Source organism: Citrobacter sp. TBCS-14, from assembly GCF_005280805.1.
In the GTDB taxonomy this organism is placed as follows: domain Bacteria; phylum Pseudomonadota; class Gammaproteobacteria; order Enterobacterales; family Enterobacteriaceae; genus Citrobacter; species Citrobacter gillenii.
Genome location: NZ_SZWM01001252.1, coordinates 65347 through 82205 on the forward strand (window position 1 = coordinate 65347; position 16859 = coordinate 82205).

Sequence of the window (16859 nt, forward strand, 5' to 3'; positions counted from 1 at the left end):
ACGCATATTGACGAAAAATAAACTCTCAGGGGATGTTTTCTATGTCTACGCCTTCAGCGCGTACCGGCGGCTCACTCGACGCCTGGTTTAAAATTTCGCACCGCGGCAGTACCGTTCGTCAGGAAGTCGTTGCCGGATTAACGACGTTCCTGGCAATGGTCTACTCCGTCATTGTGGTTCCGGGGATGTTGGGTAAAGCCGGGTTCCCACCGGCTGCAGTTTTCGTAGCGACCTGCCTGGTAGCAGGCGTGGGTTCTATTGTAATGGGCCTGTGGGCAAACCTGCCGCTGGCGATTGGTTGCGCTATCTCGCTGACGGCGTTTACCGCATTTAGCCTGGTGCTGGGGCAGCATATTAGCGTGCCAGTGGCGCTGGGTGCGGTGTTCCTGATGGGCGTCCTGTTTACCATTATTTCTGCGACCGGTATTCGTAGCTGGATCCTGCGCAACCTGCCGCAGGGCGTTGCGCACGGCACGGGGATTGGTATCGGCCTGTTCCTGCTGCTGATTGCGGCAAACGGCGTTGGGCTGGTGATTAAGAACCCACTGGACGGCCTGCCGGTTGCTCTGGGCGATTTCGATACCTTCCCGGTGATCATGTCGCTGATTGGCCTGGCGGTCATTATCGGCCTTGAAAAACTGAAAGTACCGGGCGGCATCCTGCTGACCATCATCGGTATTTCTGTTGTTGGCCTGATTTTCGACCCTACCGTGCATTTTTCCGGTATTTTTGCCATGCCTTCTTTGAGCGATGCGGAAGGGAATTCCCTGATCGGCAGCCTGGACATTATGGGGGCGTTGAACCCGATCGTCCTGCCGAGCGTATTGGCGCTGGTGATGACCGCCGTCTTCGATGCGACCGGGACTATCCGTGCCGTGGCGGGGCAGGCGAATCTGCTGGATAAAGACGGACAGATTATTGATGGCGGTAAAGCGTTAACCACCGACTCCCTGAGCAGCGTGTTCTCTGGTCTGGTGGGGGCGGCTCCTGCGGCAGTGTATATTGAGTCCGCAGCGGGTACGGCGGCGGGTGGTAAAACCGGTCTGACCGCGATCACCGTCGGCGTGCTGTTCCTGTTGATCCTGTTCCTCTCTCCGCTCTCTTATCTGGTTCCTGCCTACGCGACCGCACCGGCGCTGATGTATGTCGGCCTGCTGATGCTGAGCAACGTAGCGAAAATTGACTTCGCAGACTTTGTGGATGCGATGGCGGGTCTGGTGACTGCTGTGTTCATCGTGCTGACCTGTAACATCGTTACCGGCATTATGATCGGCTTTGCTACGCTGGTGATTGGACGCATTGTTTCCGGTGAATGGCGTAAACTGAACATCGGTACCGTAGTCATTTCTATCGCGCTGGTGGCCTTCTATGCCGGCGGCTGGGCAATCTGATTCTCACATCATGATGATCCTGAAAACGGGTGGCTTTTGCCGCCCGTTTTTATTTTCGGAACACATCCCGTTGTCTTTTGCGTTACTCTGAGGAAGATAGAATTGAGGCACGACGCCTCTCGTCGCATATCATAAGAAACATCGCAAACAGGGAACGCATGGAAATCTTTTTTACCATACTCATCATGACCCTTGTGGTCTCGCTGTCGGGGGTAGTGACTCGCGTATTGCCCTTCCAACTCCCTTTACCCCTTATGCAGATCGCCATCGGCGCCTTGCTGGCGTGGCCGACGTTTGGTTTGCATGTGGAGTTCGACCCTGAACTGTTTTTGGTTCTGTTTATCCCGCCGCTGCTGTTTGCCGATGGCTGGAAGACGCCAACGCGTGAGTTTCTCGAGCATGGGCGAGAGATTTTCGGCCTTGCGCTGGCGCTCGTGCTGGTCACGGTGGTCGGAATAGGCTTTATGATTTACTGGCTGGTGCCGGGCATTCCGCTGATCCCGGCTTTTGCGCTGGCCGCCGTGCTGTCGCCAACTGACGCCGTGGCACTTTCTGGCATTGTCGGTGAAGGCCGCATCCCGAAGAAAATCATGGGCATCCTGCAGGGCGAAGCGTTAATGAACGACGCCTCCGGCCTGGTTTCACTCAAGTTTGCTGTCGCGGTGGCGATGGGCACGATGGTGTTTACCGTCGGCGGCGCGACGGTTGAATTCTTCAAGGTGGCAATTGGCGGTATCCTGGCTGGGTTTGTTGTCAGCTGGCTGTACGGTCGCTCCCTGCGTTTTCTCAGCCGCTGGGGTGGCGATGAGCCAGCCACGCAAATCGTCCTGTTGTTCCTGCTGCCGTTTGCCTCTTATCTGATTGCGGAACATATCGGTGTTTCCGGGATCCTCGCGGCGGTGGCGGCCGGGATGACGATTACCCGTTCAGGTGTCATGCGCCGTGCTCCGCTGGCGATGCGCTTACGTGCAAACAGTACCTGGGCCATGCTCGAGTTCGTGTTTAACGGCATGGTCTTCCTGCTGTTAGGGCTGCAGTTACCGGGTATTCTGGAGTCTTCGCTGGCGGCGGCAGACGCCGATCCGAATGTCGAAATGTGGATGCTGTTTACCGATATCGTGCTGATCTATGCGGCACTGATGCTGGTGCGTTTTGGCTGGCTGTGGACCATGAAAAACTTCAGCATGCGCTTTCTGAAGAAGAAGCCGATGGAGTTTGGCTCGTGGACCACGCGCGAAATCCTGATCGCATCCTTTGCGGGTGTGCGTGGGGCTATCACGCTGGCTGGTGTCCTTTCTATTCCGCTATTGTTGCCTGACGGCAGCGGCTTCCCTGCACGTTATGAGCTGATCTTCCTTGCAGCCGGTGTGATTCTGTTCTCGCTGTTTGTTGGCGTGGTGATGCTGCCGATCCTGCTGCAGCATCTTGAAGTGGCGGATCACTCGCAGCAGCAAAAAGAGATCCGCATTGCCCGTGCCGCGACGGCGGAAGTGGCGATTGTAGCCATCCAGAAAATGGAAGAGCGTCTGGCTGCGGATAGCGAAGAGAATATTGATAATCAGCTGCTGACCGAGGTGAGCTCGCGGGTGATTGGTAACCTGCGCCGTCGTGCTGATGGGCGAAACGACGTGGAAAGCTCGATGCAGGAAGAAAACCTCGAACGGCGTTTCCGTCTGGCGGCGCTGCGCTCGGAGCGTGCAGAGCTGTATCATCTGCGCGCCACCCGTGAAATCAGCAATGAAACGCTGCAGAAACTGCTGCACGATCTGGATTTGCTGGAAGCACTGCTGATAGAGAATCAATAAACGGTAGCGCCTGATGGCGCTACGCTTATCAGGCCTACGAAATGGGCATAATTGCCTGTAGGCCGGATAAGGCGTTTACGCCGCATCCGGCAAATCTATCATTACGGAATTTGCGAGCCGCTTTCCTGAACTGATCTGTTTGTCTTGTCGATTCCCTCTTTTCTCCATACGGTTAAGAAAAGGGGGAAACATGTCTGATTATCGGCGTCACTACATCAACGGTGGGACATGGTTTTTTACGGTGAATCTACAAGACCGCAGAAGCCATCTTTTAACATCAAAAATCTATCATCTTCGCAGTGCTATTTCCGAGGTAAACAAGGTTAAACCTTTCCATATCAATGCGTGGGTCGTCTTACCTGAGCATATGCATTGCATCTGGACGCTGCCTGAAAATGACGCTGATTTTTCGTCCCGCTGGCGGGAAATTAAAAAGCATTTCACCCGATCGTTATCCGTCAGGCATATCTGGCAACCTCGCTTTTGGGAACATACCATTCGTGATGAGCGCGATTATTGCCAGCATGTGGATTACATTTATATTAATCCTGTGAAACATGGTTGGGCGCAGCAGGTGAAGTCATGGCCTTTTTCAACGTTTCATCGTGATGTTAAATTGGGGTTGTATCCGGAGAACTGGGCAGGTGAGATAACGGACCTCCGTGCTGGTGAACGTGCCTGATGGCGCTACGCTTATCAGGCCTACGGAACGCAATTGTAGGCCGGATAAGGCGGTCACGCCGCCATCCGGCAACTTACGTCTCCTGCGTTAACCAAAACCCTTCGCAGCATTTTAGCCATGCCTGTGCGCTGTGCGACAGATACACGCCTTCGCGCCAGATCATGCCCAACTGCCAGCGTAAATGGCTTTCCAGCGGGATCCAGCGTAGCGTCTGCTTATCCAGTTTTTCGCAAATGGGTTCTGGTAAAATGGCGATCCCAACCCCGGCTTGTACCATCGCAGCGAGGAAATCCCACTGTCCGCTGCGTACCGCAATGCGTGGCTTGACGTGGTGCTGGCTAAACAACTCCAGCAACTGACGGCTTAGGGCGAAATCTTCGTTGTAGATTAGCAGCGGGTGCTCGGCCAGCGCCTCGGGGGAAATAGAATCACAGGTTGTCCACTGGCCGGAGCGCGGCACCAGCACGCAAAGTGGATGGCTGAAAAGCGGCAAGGTCGCCAGACCGCTCTCTTCTTCGACCGGTAGCGCCGTCATCGCCACATCCAGATCGCCGTTCATCACTGCCTGCTGGACGGTTAAGCCACCAAATTCTGATATTTTCAGCTCAACGCCGGGATAACGCTGGCGAAACAGGCTGATGGGGCCGGCCATTAACATGCCGACCATCGGGGGGATACCGAGTCGCAGGATCCCCTTATTCAAATGGTTAATATCGCTCAGTTCTGCCTCAAGCTGGCGGAATTCGGCGAGGATTGCCAGGCCGCGTTCAAAGACGATACGTCCGGTATCGGTCAACAACAATCGCCGCCCGTCGCGGATTAGCAGCGTGCAGTTCAGCTCGTCTTCAAGGTTCTTCAACATTTTGCTGATGGTCGGCTGGGTGACAAACAGCTTCTCTGCCGCGCGGGTAAAGCTCTGCTGGCGAACCACCTCAACAAAATATCGCAGCGTTCTGATATCCATGATTATTCCTTAAGACTATGCCTGCAATGAGTTTAATTCATTTCAGTCCTTGGGGGAGGGTCTCTATACTGGCGCTCTCTCTTTTTTACGGACATTCCCTCATGGCTGTGGCGATTAGCCGCGTGACGCCTGCGGTTATTCATCGACTCCAGGTCCCCGTTCAGGTTCTGTTGTACGCAGGTTTATTTGTTTTTGCTCAATATCTTGTCTCCTGGCTACATTTGCCGCTTCCCGCCAACCTGGTCGGGATGGTACTGATGCTGGCGCTGATTGTGTGCAGGGTGATCCCGCTTAGCTGGATACGCGCAGGCGCCCGTTGGCTGCTGGCTGAAATGCTGCTGTTTTTTGTCCCGGCGGTTGTTGCCGTGGTGAACTATACGCACCTGTTGCTGGTGGATGGCTGGCGCATTTTTGCCGTTATTGCCATCAGCACGCTGATGGTGCTCGGTGCCACTGCGTGGGTGGTTGATAAAGTGTATCGCTATGAAATGAGCAGGTTAAACCGTGAGTAATTTCCAGTTAAGCGTGTTGTGTCTGGTGATTACGCTGGGTATCTATTTTGCCAACAAGCGCCTGTATCGTCGTTTTCGGACATTGCCGCTGATGCCGCTGGTCCTCACGCCCGCGCTGCTGGTGCTGATGCTGGTGTTCGGGCATATCTCCTGGCAAAACTATATTGGTGAATCGCACTGGCTGATGTGGCTTCTGGGCCCGGCGACCATCGCATTTGCCGTGCCGGTTTACGATAACCTCGCGGTCATTAAGCGTCACTGGATGTCGCTGACGGCAGGCGTGGTGACGGCAACGCTGGTGGCCGTCACCAGTTCGGTATGGCTGGCGCGTCTGTTTATGTTACCCGATGAAATCCAGCGCAGCCTGGCGGTGCGCTCGGTAACCACGCCATTTGCGCTGGCGGCGGCCGAGCCGTTGGGCGGGCAACCGGATCTGGTGGCGCTGTTTGTGGTGATCACCGGCGTATTCGGTATGGCGGTGGGCGACATGCTGTTTTTGCGCCTTTCCATTCGTGAAGGGATGGCGAAAGGGGCTGGGTTTGGTGCGGCGTCGCACGGCGCAGGCACCGCGCGCTCCTATGAGCTTGGCCAACAGGAAGGGGTGATTGCCAGCCTGGTAATGATGCTTTCCGGCGTGGTGATGGTGCTGGTGGCACCGCTGGTCGCGAGGCTGATGTTCTGACCAGCGGCCCGTACGCTATTTCAGCCGTGAAATCAGTTCAAACTCTTTAAAATTTACCGGGCGCTGCTGCTGCATGGAGCGATTCCCGGCGATGCCGGTCAGAATTGACATGGCGCCCGCGCGATGGTCGGCGGCTCGCTGCAGCGGATCGTGTCGCGGCTCGCCAAACAGATCGGCCAGCATCGCGTTATCACCGCCGCCGTGGCCACCTTCGCCCAGCGTGAAGTCGGCCTGCCAGGGCGCAGCGAACATCGGGAAAACGGTAATATCACAGCTTTCCAGGCTGCCTTCGTTCTCCCTCGCCCCGCCTGCATTGACGTATGATTTCTCCACGATCTTCATCTCCAGGCGACCTTCGCTACCGTTAAACACCACGTTCAGTCCTTCCCACGGCAGATAAGTGTTCAACGAGTAGGTGAGCTGTACCTGGTTTTGATATTTCACCAGCACCGACAGCGTGTCTTCAATGGTGATGCCATCGCTGAATACGCTTTGATCTCGGAAATAGTTGTCTTCGTGTTCAGCATCCAGATACAGCGCTTTAAGCTGCGGATTCTCCGCCATTTGCAGTGCAAACGGATCGTCCTTGGCCTGCGCATAGCCATGAGCACGTGGATAAAACTGCGTCACACCGCGGCGTTCGGCATTTTCTTTTCCGTAGAAACGCAGGCTGCCTTCGGCATAAACACGCTGTGGATAGCTGTCCAGCCAGAAGTTCATCAGGTCAAAATGATGGGTTGATTTATGCACCAGCAGGCCGCCGCTGTTGCGCTTTTCCCGATGCCAGCGGCGGAAGTAATCGGCGCCGTGTTCGGTATTCAGTAACCACTCAAAGTGAACCGAAAAGACGTCGCCAATGGCACCGTTCATCAGCAGCTCGCGTACCTTGCTGTGATGCGGAGCATAGCGATAGTTAAAAGCGACGCGCACCTCGTGTCCGGTCTCTTCAATGGCGTCGAGAATACGCAGGGCGCGCTTCTCATCGATGGTCATCGGTTTTTCAGTGATCACATCACAGCCCGCGTGCAGCGCCCGCACGATATAGTCATCGTGGGTGCGGTCCATAGTGGTCACGATGATGACATCGGGGCGGGTTTCGCGGATCATGTCTTCAAACTGTGCGGCTTTCCAGGTGGATACCGGAGCGGCCCCCTCATTTTTTAATAGCTGATTCGCGTAGTTCATACGGGTTCGGTTGGTGTCGCAAAAGGCGACCAGCCGGGCGTTTTCCTTCCATTGCCCACCAATCGCTGAGATATACAGGCCCGCTCGCCCGCCGGTTCCTACCAGGGCATATTTCTTCATCGCATCCTCTTTTCTCAAAATGAATTAACGTGTTTTTTTTAATAAAAACAGTGTTTCAATTTCATTTTGGTACTGTAGCGCTATCAACAGTGATGGATACGTTGGAGAGAGAAAACTGTGATCCCCAGCGAAAAAGACCGGAGAAGATGTCGATATTCTGATTTTCCCATGAACGCTTTTTAGCCTTACGCTCATATTTTACAATCGTTATTAATTCCGTTAGCCAGTGTAAGGATATTCAGTGTGAAATATTTGTGGTTATCTGCTCTCCTGTTCAGCCAGGTCGTTATGGCCTGGTGTCCTGATGAGGACCAAAAGGTGGTACTTCAGGGAACATTGATACAACAGACGCTACCCGGCCCGCCAAATTACGAAAGCATCAAGGACGGCGATGAAGCGGTAACTTATGATTATCTAAAGTTGGATCAACCTTTTGAGTGTGATATTACCGGTGAGAGTGAAAGTGTACCGCTAGTACAGCTTATGTTGATGGGCAAAAGTAAGCCTGGTTACGCCGATCTTGCTCCTTCTCTGGGAAAAGATGTCATCCTGACTGGGAAAACGATGTATGCCCAAACTGGCCTCCACTTTACCTCTGTCTTGCTCATCCTTGATGATGTGAAAGATGTTACCCCTCTCAACACGCCCGAACAAAAGAAAAGCGCGCTGATTCAGTTTCAACAGTTCCAGCAGGTGCTGAGTGAGAAAAACGTTGCCGCATTAAAGTCTTATTTTGTATTCCCATTACCGGGCAGCCTTGATGATTTTATTCCTTACGATGAATCACAATCATCTCAGTCGGATCAGCTTACCGAGGCGGTGTTTGATAAAAATGCGTCGCAGATTATTAAGGGTTTACACATCTTGAGTAGTCTTGATGTTAACCCTGACACTCTGGAAATCAAAGAACACCGGATAAACGCGCTATCGGCACAAGAGCAGAAACGGAAATACTTTCCGGGTGATGAAGACGGCACGTTTTATTATGAAGAAAACGGTCAGCGTCACGTGGTTGACGGAACCTGCGACACGGTTGCTATGGGGGAATTTGACGAGGGCGTTTTAAGGCTTTCTCAGGGTACCGATGCGAATAAACAACGGCCTGGCCTCTCAGAGTCTTGTGACGGAGCCTCGTCATATTTGTTTAAGCTAATTGATGGAAAACTCCGTCTGGTGGCGAGTTTTACCGCAGGTTGAATCTGTGCCGAACACTCCCCGACCGGTGAAGCCGGGGAGGAGATCTATTAGTGCGCGCGACCTTGCTCTACGCCATACCCGGTCTGGGAACGGATGAACTGAGCACGGAACTGCTCACGCTCGCGATTACCTTCTGCGGAATTATCGGTGGCAGAGAAGAACCAGATACCGAGGAACGCCACGCTAATGGAGAACAGCGCCGGGTATTCATACGGGAAAATGGCTTTTTCGTGACCGAGAATTTGCACCCAAATCGTTGGGCCAAGCACCATCAGCACCACTGCCGTTATCAGACCTAACCAGCCGCCCAGCATGGCACCACGTGTGGTCAGTCGTGACCAGTACATGGAAAGCAGGATGATTGGGAAGTTGCAGCTTGCCGCGATAGCGAACGCCAGACCGACCATAAAGGCGATGTTCTGGTTTTCAAACAGCACGCCGAGCAGGATGGCAATCACGCCCAGTACCAGTACGGTGATTTTCGACACGCGCAGTTCTTCACGCTCGGTAGCACCTTTACGGAACACGTTAGCGTACAGATCGTGAGAGACCGCCGAGGCACCCGCCAGCGTCAGACCAGCAACCACGGCCAGAATGGTGGCAAAGGCCACTGCGGAGATAAAGCCGAGGAACAGGTTACCGCCCACCGCGTTGGCCAGATGCACCGCCGCCATGTTATTGCCGCCAATCAGTGCGCCAGCCGCGTCTTTATATGCCGGGTTTGCACCGACCAGCATGATTGCGCCAAAACCGATGATAAAGGTCAGGATGTAGAAATAACCCATAAAGCCGGTGGCGTAGAACACACTCTTACGCGCTTCGCGGGCATCGCTGACCGTGAAGAAACGCATCAGAATGTGCGGCAGACCCGCGGTTCCGAACATCAGTCCGAGGCCTAACGATAGCGCCGATATTGGGTCTTTCACCAATCCGCCCGGGCTCATAATCGCCGAGCCTTTCGGGTGTACCGCCATCGCTTCGGTGAACAGGTTGTTGAAGCTGAAGCCGACGTGCTTCATGACCATGAAGGCCATAAAGCTGGCGCCGAACAGCAGCAGCACGGCTTTGATGATTTGCACCCACGTAGTGGCCAGCATGCCGCCGAACAGCACGTACATCATCATCAGTACGCCAACCAGCACCACAGCAATGTGATAGTTCAGACCGAACAGCAGTTGGATAAGCTTCCCGGCACCCACCATCTGGGCGATCAGGTACAGCGCGACCACCACCAGTGAACCACAGGCCGACAGAATACGGATAGGCCCCTGCTTCAGACGGTAAGAGGCGACGTCCGCAAAGGTGTAGCGACCGAGGTTACGCAGACGTTCGGCAATCAGGAACAGAATGATTGGCCAGCCGACCAGGAAGCCGAGTGAGTAAATCAGCCCATCATAGCCAGAGGTAAAGACCAGCGCGGAAATCCCGAGGAACGACGCCGCCGACATATAGTCGCCCGCAATCGCCAGCCCATTCTGGAAACCGGTGATGTTACCGCCCGCGGTGTAATAGTCGTTACGCGAACGCACGCGCTTAGACGCCCAGTAGGTAATGCCGAGCGTAAAGATGACGAAAATCAGGAACATAACAATCGCCTGCCAGTTGGTTGGCTGGCGTTGGACTGCACCGCTAATAGCATCCGCCGCATTTGCGGCGAAGGGCAGCGTGGCGGCTAGCGCCGTCAGGACTCTCTTCATGATGCTTTAACCTCGTGCAGAACCGCATTGTTAAGACGATCGAATTCACCGTTAGCCCGCCAGATATAGATTCCGGTCAGGAGGAAGGAGATGAGGATCACGCCCACCCCAATTGGAATACCCCGGGTGACGCTGGTTCCCGCATGTAGCGGCGTCCCCAGCCAGCCAGGCGCAAAGGCAATCAGTAAAATAAAGCTGATATAAACCACCAGCATGATGATGGATAGTACAGCGGCAAACCGTTGCCTTTTTTCAACTAACTCCCTGAAACGCGCACTGTCTTCTATCCGCTGATAAATATTGTCATTCATCGCAGAGCTCTCCAGAGGTCCCCTTTGTCTTTCACACTGCAGGCATGACCTGTTAGCTGTCGCAGTCCGGCAACACGAAATCCTTTGGGGGAGGTTTTATAATTTCCCTCCCGATGAAGAGAGGGTAGGGGGATTTTTTATTTTGCCGGATGGCGGCTAACGCCTTATCCGGCCTACAAGGGATGCTGAACCTGTAGGCCCGATAAGCAGCGCGCCATCGGGCATTTCACGGTTAGGGTTATGATGGCATCGCGATAGCCTGCTTCTCTTCGAGCAGTTTCTCTACCACGCCAGGATCGGCGAGGGTCGAGGTATCGCCCAGATTGCTGGTATCGCCAGCCGCAATTTTGCGCAGAATACGGCGCATAATTTTGCCGGAGCGGGTTTTTGGCAGTGAGTCGGTCCAGTGCAGCACGTCTGGCGTTGCCAGCGGGCCAATTTCTTTACGCACCCAGTTGCGTACTTCAGCGTACAGCTCAGGTGTCGGCTCTTCGCCGTGGTTCAGCGTGACGTAGGCGTAGATGGCCTGGCCTTTAATATTATGCGGAATACCCACTACCGCGGCTTCGGCAATCTTCGGATGCGACACCAGCGCCGACTCGATTTCAGCCGTCCCCAGACGGTGGCCGGAAACGTTCAGCACGTCGTCCACGCGTCCTGTTATCCAGTAGTAGCCGTCTTCGTCACGACGCGCGCCGTCGCCGCTGAAGTACATATTCTTGAAGGTGGAGAAGTAGGTCTGCTCAAAACGATCGTGATCGCCAAACAGGGTTCTCGCCTGACCCGGCCAGGAATCGGTGATCACCAGGTTGCCTTCGGTCGCGCCTTCCAGCGGGTTGCCTTCGTTATCGACAATCGCCGGCTGCACGCCGAAGAACGGACGTGTTGCCGAACCGGCTTTCAGTTCGGTAGCGCCCGGCAGTGGGGTGATCATGAAACCGCCGGTTTCGGTCTGCCACCAGGTATCGACGACCGGGCATTTTTCGTTGCCAATCTTCTTCCAGTACCATTCCCAGGCTTCCGGGTTAATCGGCTCGCCGACAGAGCCCAGAATACGCAGTGACGAACGGTCGGTGCCTTCAATCGCTTTATCGCCTTCTGCCATCAGAGCGCGGATCGCGGTGGGTGCGGTATAGAGAATATTAACCTGATGCTTATCCACGACCTGCGACATGCGCGCAGGCGTTGGCCAGTTGGGTACGCCTTCGAACATCAGCGTGGTAGCGCCGCAGGCCAGCGGGCCGTACAGCAAATAGCTGTGCCCGGTTACCCAGCCGACGTCAGCGGTACACCAGTAGATATCGCCCTGATGATAATCAAACACGTATTTGAAGGTGGTCGCCGCGTAAACCAGATACCCGCCGGTGGTGTGCAGCACGCCTTTTGGCTTACCGGTTGAACCGGAGGTATACAGAATAAACAGCGGATCTTCCGCGTTCATCTCTTCCGGTTGATGCTCAGGGCTCGCTTTCTCAATAAGGTCGGACCACCACAGGTCGCGGCCTTCCTGCCAGTCTGTTTTTCCGCCGGTACGTTTGAGGACCACCACGTGCTCAACGGTCTTCACGTTCGGGTTTTTCAGCGCATCATCCACGTTCTTTTTCAGCGGGATGCCGCGTCCAGCACGCACACCTTCATCGGCGGTGATCACCAGGCGTGAGTTTGAGTCGATGATACGTCCGGCAACGGCTTCCGGCGAGAACCCGCCAAAGATCACCGAATGCACCGCACCAATACGGGCGCAGGCCAGCATCGCCACCGCAGCTTCCGGGACCATTGGCATATAGATCGCCACCACATCGCCTTTTTTAATGCCTAAATCCAGCAATGTATTGGCAAAACGGCAAACGTCGCGATGCAGTTCGCGATAGGTAATATGTTTACTTTGAGTTGCGTCATCGCCTTCCCAGATGATGGCGGTGCGATCGCCGTTTTCCTGTAGATGACGGTCAAGGCAGTTCGCTGCCAGATTCAGCGTGCCGTCTTCGTACCATTTAATGGACACATTGCCGGGCGCAAAAGAGGTGTTCTTTACCAGGCTATAAGGTTGCATCCAATCGAGAATTTTTCCCTGCTCGCCCCAAAATGTGTCGGGGTCGGTAATAGATTGTTGGTATTTCGCGTCGTACTGCTCCGGGTTTATCAGGCAACGATCCGCAATATTTGCGGGAATAGCGTGTTTATGTATTTGGCTCATGGCTTTTGTTCTCCTTGTAGGATGTTAATAATATGTCTCATAAACGTTAAATGTAGGGGCATTTGGAGTTTTGTTTGGGATTTGAGCGGCAGATCACGCAATAAGCGAATTGTGCAAATTAGCGGCAAACTGATTTTTGAAGAGAACTAGCAAAAATTGATTAAATCTCGCGATAACATGCAGTTATATGAAGAAGTTTGAAAAAGGTGATCGGTGTTGGGAATAGACCAAAGAGTGAGAGGTTGGAGGGGTTTACTAACTCTAAAGTGGTATTTTACATGCACTTACAATTGATTAAAAACAACATTCTAAGTGTGGTTTTTTGATAAAAAGAGGGTGGAGCAATGTCATGACAGTATACGTGTGGTTGCTGTTATGGAAAACAATAAAAGAATCGCCATTGCAGACAATGGCGTCATCTGGATGAGACCCCCCTATGGCAAGGACAAAATCACCCGTACTCCGTTTCTTCAGCCTGATATTACCGTTTTTATTTATCTCTGCCGTTCACGCTGAACAAACCCCAGTACCCGCAAAAACCGTCACCGTTGAAGCGAAGAATGAAACCTTCGCCCCTCAGCATCCCGATCAATACCTCTCATGGAAAGCCACGTCGGAGCAGTCCGCACGTGAAGATGCGCTGGCAGAGGATCCTCGACTGGTGATTCTGTGGGCGGGATATCCTTTCTCGCGTGATTACAACAAACCGCGTGGGCATGCTTACGCGGTGACCGATGTCCGTGAAACATTACGTACCGGCGCGCCAAAAACTGCAGAAGATGGTCCGCTGCCGATGGCCTGCTGGAGCTGTAAAAGCCCTGACGTGGCGCGCCTGATCCAGAAAGACGGCGAAGACGGTTATTTCCACGGTAAATGGGCGCGCGGCGGCCCGGAAATTGTTAACAATTTAGGCTGTGCGGATTGCCATAACACCGCCTCGGCAGATTTCGCCAAAGGGAAGCCCGAGCTGACGTTGTCCCGCCCTTATGCAGAACGCGCGATGGAAAGCATCGGCAAACCGTTTGATAAAGCCGGTCGTTTTGACCAGCAGTCCATGGTCTGCGGCCAGTGTCACGTGGAGTACTACTTCGACGGTAAAAACAAAGCCGTTAAGTTCCCGTGGGACGAGGGGATGAAAGTTGAGAACATGGAGAAATACTACGACGCCATTGCGTTCTCCGACTGGACCAACTCCCTGTCTAAAACGCCGATGCTGAAAGCGCAGCACCCGGAATATGAAACCTGGACTGCGGGCATTCACGGCAAGAACAATGTGACCTGCATCGACTGTCATATGCCGAAAGTGCAAAACGCTGAAGGCAAGATCTACACCGACCATAAAATTGGTAACCCGTTCGATAACTTCCCTCAGACCTGCGCCAACTGCCACACCCAGGACAAAGCGTCCCTGCAAAAAGTGGTTGCCGAGCGTAAACAAGCGATTCATGACCTGAAAATCAAGGTTGAAGATCAGCTGGTACATGCCCACTTCGAAGCGAAAGCTGCATGGGATGCGGGCGCAACGGAAGCTGAAATGAAGCCGATTCTGGAAGATATTCGCCATGCGCAATGGCGCTGGGATCTGTCTATCGCCTCGCACGGGATTCACATGCACGCGCCGGAAGAAGGTCTGCGTATGTTGGGTAGCGCGATGGATAAAGCGGCCGATGCCCGTACCAAGCTGGTCCGTCTGCTGGCGACCAAAGGCATCACCCATGAAATTCCGCTGCCGGATATCTCGACGAAAGAGAAAGCCCAGAAGGCGATCGGTTTGAACATGCAGCAAATCAATGCTGAGAAGCAGGACTTCATCAAAACGGTGATTCCGCAGTGGGAAGACCAGGCGCGTAAAAACGGTCTGTTAAGCCAATAACCCCTTTCCGCCTCGCAAGGGGCGGATAACTCAACGGAGTGAATATGAGCGTATTACGTTCGTTATTAACTGCTGGGGTGCTGGCGTCAGGCCTGTTCTGGAGCCTGTGCGGGAATGCCGCGACCCCCACGCCACAGGACTCAGATCAACGCTTTACGGTCACCCAACAGCGTAATCCGGATGCCGCCTGTCTGGATTGTCACAAGCCGGACACCGAAGGCATGCATGGTAAACATGCCGAAGTCATCAACCCAAATAATAAACTGCCGGTTACCTGCACCAACTGTCACGGCCAGCCGTCACCCAATCACCGCGAAGGGGTGAAGGATGTGATGCGCTTTAATGAGCCGATGTACAACGTGGAGCAGCAGAACAGCGTCTGTATGTCCTGTCACCTGCCTGAGCAGTTGCAAAAAGCGTTCTGGCCGCACGATGTCCACGTGACGAAAGTAGCGTGTGCCAGCTGTCACTCACTGCATCCGAAGCAAGACACGATGCAGACGCTAAGCGATAAAGGACGGATTAAGATTTGCGTCGATTGCCACAGCGATCAGCGTAACAATCCAAACTTTAATCCGGCGTCGATTCCCTTGCTTAAGGAGCATCCATGAGTTGCTCTCGTCGCCAGTTTATCACCGGCGTCGGCGCGCTGGTGGCTGTTAGCGGGACGGCGGGACGCGTCGTGGCGAAGACGTTAAACATTAACGGCGTGCGTTACGGCATGATACATGATGAATCATTATGCATCGGCTGTACCGCCTGCATGGATGCCTGTCGGGAAGTGAACAGCGTGCCGGAAGGCGTATCGCGTCTGACGATTATTCGCAGCGAGCCGCTGGGGACGTTTCCTGATGTGAAGTACCGCTTCTTCCGCCATTCGTGCCAGCACTGCGATCACGCCCCCTGTGTTGACGTCTGCCCGACGGGGGCATCGTATCGCGATGCTGCCACCGGCATTGTGGATGTGAACCCGGATCTGTGCGTCGGTTGCCAGTATTGCATCGCCGCCTGCCCGTATCGTGTGCGCTTTATTCATCCGGTCAACAAAACGGCAGATAAGTGCGACTTCTGCCGTAAAACCAACCTGAAAGCGGGCAAGCAGCCTGCTTGCGTTGAGTCATGTCCGACGAAAGCGCTGACGTTTGGTAATCTGGACGATCCCAACAGCGAGGTCTCTCGTCTGTTACACCAGAAAAATACCTACCGTTACAAGCTGGCGTTAGGCACCAAACCGAAGGTCTACCGCGTTCCCTTTAAATACGGGGAGGTGAGTCAATGACACCCGCTTCTGCATTCCATTTTGAATCACTGGTGTGGGACTGGCCCATCGCCATCTATCTGTTCCTGATCGGTATTTCCGCCGGACTGGTGACGCTGTCGGTATTGCTTCGACGGCTGCATCCGGAAGCGGGCGGTTCAGACAGTACGTTACTGCGTACCACGCTGGTACTCGGGCCGGGAGCGATTATTCTCGGCCTGCTGATCCTGGTCTTGCACCTGACGCGTCCATGGACCTTCTGGAAACTGATGTTCCACTACAGCTTCACCTCGGTGATGTCGATGGGGGTCATGCTATTCCAGTTGTATATGGTGGTGCTGGTGCTGTGGCTGGCAAAAATCTTTGATAAAGAGGTTATTGCCCTGCAACAGCGCTTCGTGCCTCGTCTGACGATCGTGCCAAAACTGCTGGCGCTGATCGCGCCGTTCCATCGTCTGCTGGAAACAGTGATGCTGGTGCTGGCGGTGCTGCTCGGGGCCTACACAGGGTTCCTGCTGTCGGCGCTGAAATCCTATCCGTTCCTGAATAACCCGATCTTGCCAGTGCTGTTCCTGTTTTCCGGGATCTCGTCCGGTGCGGCGGTGGCGCTGATCGCCATGGCATTGCGCCATCGCGGTAACCCGCACACCACCGAGGCGCATTTTGTACACCGCATGGAAACCCCGGTAGTGTGGCTGGAAATCTTCCTGCTGGCGGCGTTCTTTATCGGGCTGGCGCTGGGCGATGACGGCAAAATGCGCGCGCTGGTTGCGGCGTTGGGCGGTGGTTTCTGGACCTGGTGGTTCTGGCTGGGCGTGGCCGGGTTGGGGCTGATCCTGCCGATGCTGCTGAAACCGTGGGCGAATCGCAGCCCGACGTTTCACGGTGTGCTGGCAGTGTGTGGTGCCAGCCTGACCGGCGTGCTGCTGCTGCGCTTTTTCATTCTGTATGCAGGGCAACTGACGGTTGCGTAGGGCAAGGTGAT

At 54.3% G+C, this 16859-nt stretch carries 15 protein-coding genes; 10 read left to right on the forward strand and 5 right to left on the reverse strand.

The window, feature by feature from the left end; genetic code table 11:
- Window positions 1-41: 41 nt before the first annotated feature.
- From ghxP to FDX22_RS26845, 3 genes are all read left to right on the forward strand, one after another.
- A complete protein-coding gene (gene ghxP, locus FDX22_RS26835; RefSeq protein ID WP_096758700.1) occupies window positions 42-1391 on the forward strand; it encodes a guanine/hypoxanthine transporter GhxP in 1350 nt (449 codons plus the stop codon).
- Between the two features lie 158 nt (window positions 1392-1549).
- A complete protein-coding gene (locus tag FDX22_RS26840) occupies window positions 1550-3196 on the forward strand; it encodes a Na+/H+ antiporter (RefSeq protein WP_096758699.1) in 1647 nt (548 codons plus the stop codon).
- 190 nt (window positions 3197-3386) lie between these two features.
- Window positions 3387-3878 (forward strand): transposase, encoded by a 492-nt coding sequence (locus FDX22_RS26845; RefSeq protein ID WP_146718038.1) that lies wholly within the window; start codon window positions 3387-3389, stop codon window positions 3876-3878.
- A gap of 73 nt (window positions 3879-3951) precedes the next feature.
- Here the strand turns inward: FDX22_RS26845 and FDX22_RS26850 are convergent, their stop codons facing one another.
- Window positions 3952-4842 (reverse strand): LysR family transcriptional regulator, encoded by an 891-nt coding sequence (locus FDX22_RS26850; RefSeq protein ID WP_115259695.1) that lies wholly within the window; start codon window positions 4840-4842, stop codon window positions 3952-3954.
- A gap of 101 nt (window positions 4843-4943) precedes the next feature.
- Here FDX22_RS26850 and FDX22_RS26855 point away from each other — a divergent pair, with 101 nt between their 5' ends.
- Window positions 4944-5354, forward strand: coding sequence for a CidA/LrgA family protein (locus FDX22_RS26855; protein ID WP_115259694.1), 411 nt, complete (start codon window positions 4944-4946; stop codon window positions 5352-5354).
- Entirely contained in the window at window positions 5347-6036 is a 690-nt protein-coding gene (locus FDX22_RS26860; RefSeq protein ID WP_115259693.1) for an LrgB family protein, read from the forward strand. The genes FDX22_RS26855 and FDX22_RS26860 overlap by 8 nt, the downstream gene beginning before the upstream one ends.
- Window positions 6037-6051: 15 nt before the next feature.
- Here FDX22_RS26860 and FDX22_RS26865 read toward each other — a convergent pair whose 3' ends face one another.
- Window positions 6052-7341: a Gfo/Idh/MocA family protein gene (locus FDX22_RS26865; protein WP_146718039.1), complete on the reverse strand. Its 1290-nt coding sequence runs from the start codon at window positions 7339-7341 to the stop codon at window positions 6052-6054.
- 243 nt (window positions 7342-7584) lie between these two features.
- Here FDX22_RS26865 and FDX22_RS26870 point away from each other — a divergent pair, with 243 nt between their 5' ends.
- On the forward strand, window positions 7585-8538 hold the full coding sequence (locus FDX22_RS26870) for a DUF4431 domain-containing protein (RefSeq protein WP_146718040.1): 954 nt from the start codon (window positions 7585-7587) through the stop codon (window positions 8536-8538).
- A 47-nt stretch (window positions 8539-8585) separates the two neighbouring features.
- Here the strand turns inward: FDX22_RS26870 and actP are convergent, their stop codons facing one another.
- The 3 genes from actP to acs form a co-directional block, all read right to left on the reverse strand.
- On the reverse strand, window positions 8586-10235 hold the full coding sequence (gene actP / locus FDX22_RS26875) for a cation/acetate symporter ActP (protein ID WP_146718041.1): 1650 nt from the start codon (window positions 10233-10235) through the stop codon (window positions 8586-8588).
- A complete protein-coding gene (locus FDX22_RS26880) occupies window positions 10232-10546 on the reverse strand; it encodes a DUF485 domain-containing protein (protein ID WP_096758693.1) in 315 nt (104 codons plus the stop codon). The genes actP and FDX22_RS26880 overlap by 4 nt, the downstream gene beginning before the upstream one ends.
- Window positions 10547-10784: 238 nt before the next feature.
- Window positions 10785-12743 carry an acetate--CoA ligase gene (gene acs, locus FDX22_RS26885; RefSeq protein WP_115259691.1) on the reverse strand — a complete coding sequence of 653 codons (1959 nt, stop codon included), beginning with the start codon at window positions 12741-12743 and terminating at the stop codon, window positions 10785-10787.
- Window positions 12744-13179: 436 nt separating this feature from the next.
- Between acs and nrfA the strand changes: the two genes are divergently transcribed.
- Genes nrfA through nrfD form a run of 4 tightly spaced genes read left to right on the forward strand, consistent with a single transcriptional unit; the run spans window position 13180 to window position 16848 of the window.
- On the forward strand, window positions 13180-14616 hold the full coding sequence (nrfA, locus tag FDX22_RS26895; protein ID WP_096758690.1) for an ammonia-forming nitrite reductase cytochrome c552 subunit: 1437 nt from the start codon (window positions 13180-13182) through the stop codon (window positions 14614-14616).
- Between the two features lie 44 nt (window positions 14617-14660).
- The gene (gene nrfB / locus FDX22_RS26900; protein ID WP_146718042.1) at window positions 14661-15227 is read left to right on the forward strand and encodes a cytochrome c nitrite reductase pentaheme subunit; all 567 of its coding nucleotides are present in this window, start codon (window positions 14661-14663) and stop codon (window positions 15225-15227) included.
- On the forward strand, window positions 15224-15895 hold the full coding sequence (gene nrfC, locus FDX22_RS26905) for a cytochrome c nitrite reductase Fe-S protein (RefSeq protein ID WP_115259688.1): 672 nt from the start codon (window positions 15224-15226) through the stop codon (window positions 15893-15895). The genes nrfB and nrfC overlap by 4 nt, the downstream gene beginning before the upstream one ends.
- Window positions 15892-16848 carry a cytochrome c nitrite reductase subunit NrfD gene (gene nrfD, locus FDX22_RS26910; protein ID WP_096758687.1) on the forward strand — a complete coding sequence of 319 codons (957 nt, stop codon included), beginning with the start codon at window positions 15892-15894 and terminating at the stop codon, window positions 16846-16848. Before nrfC ends, nrfD begins: the two co-directional genes overlap by 4 nt.
- The last annotated feature ends 11 nt before the right edge of the window (window positions 16849-16859 follow it).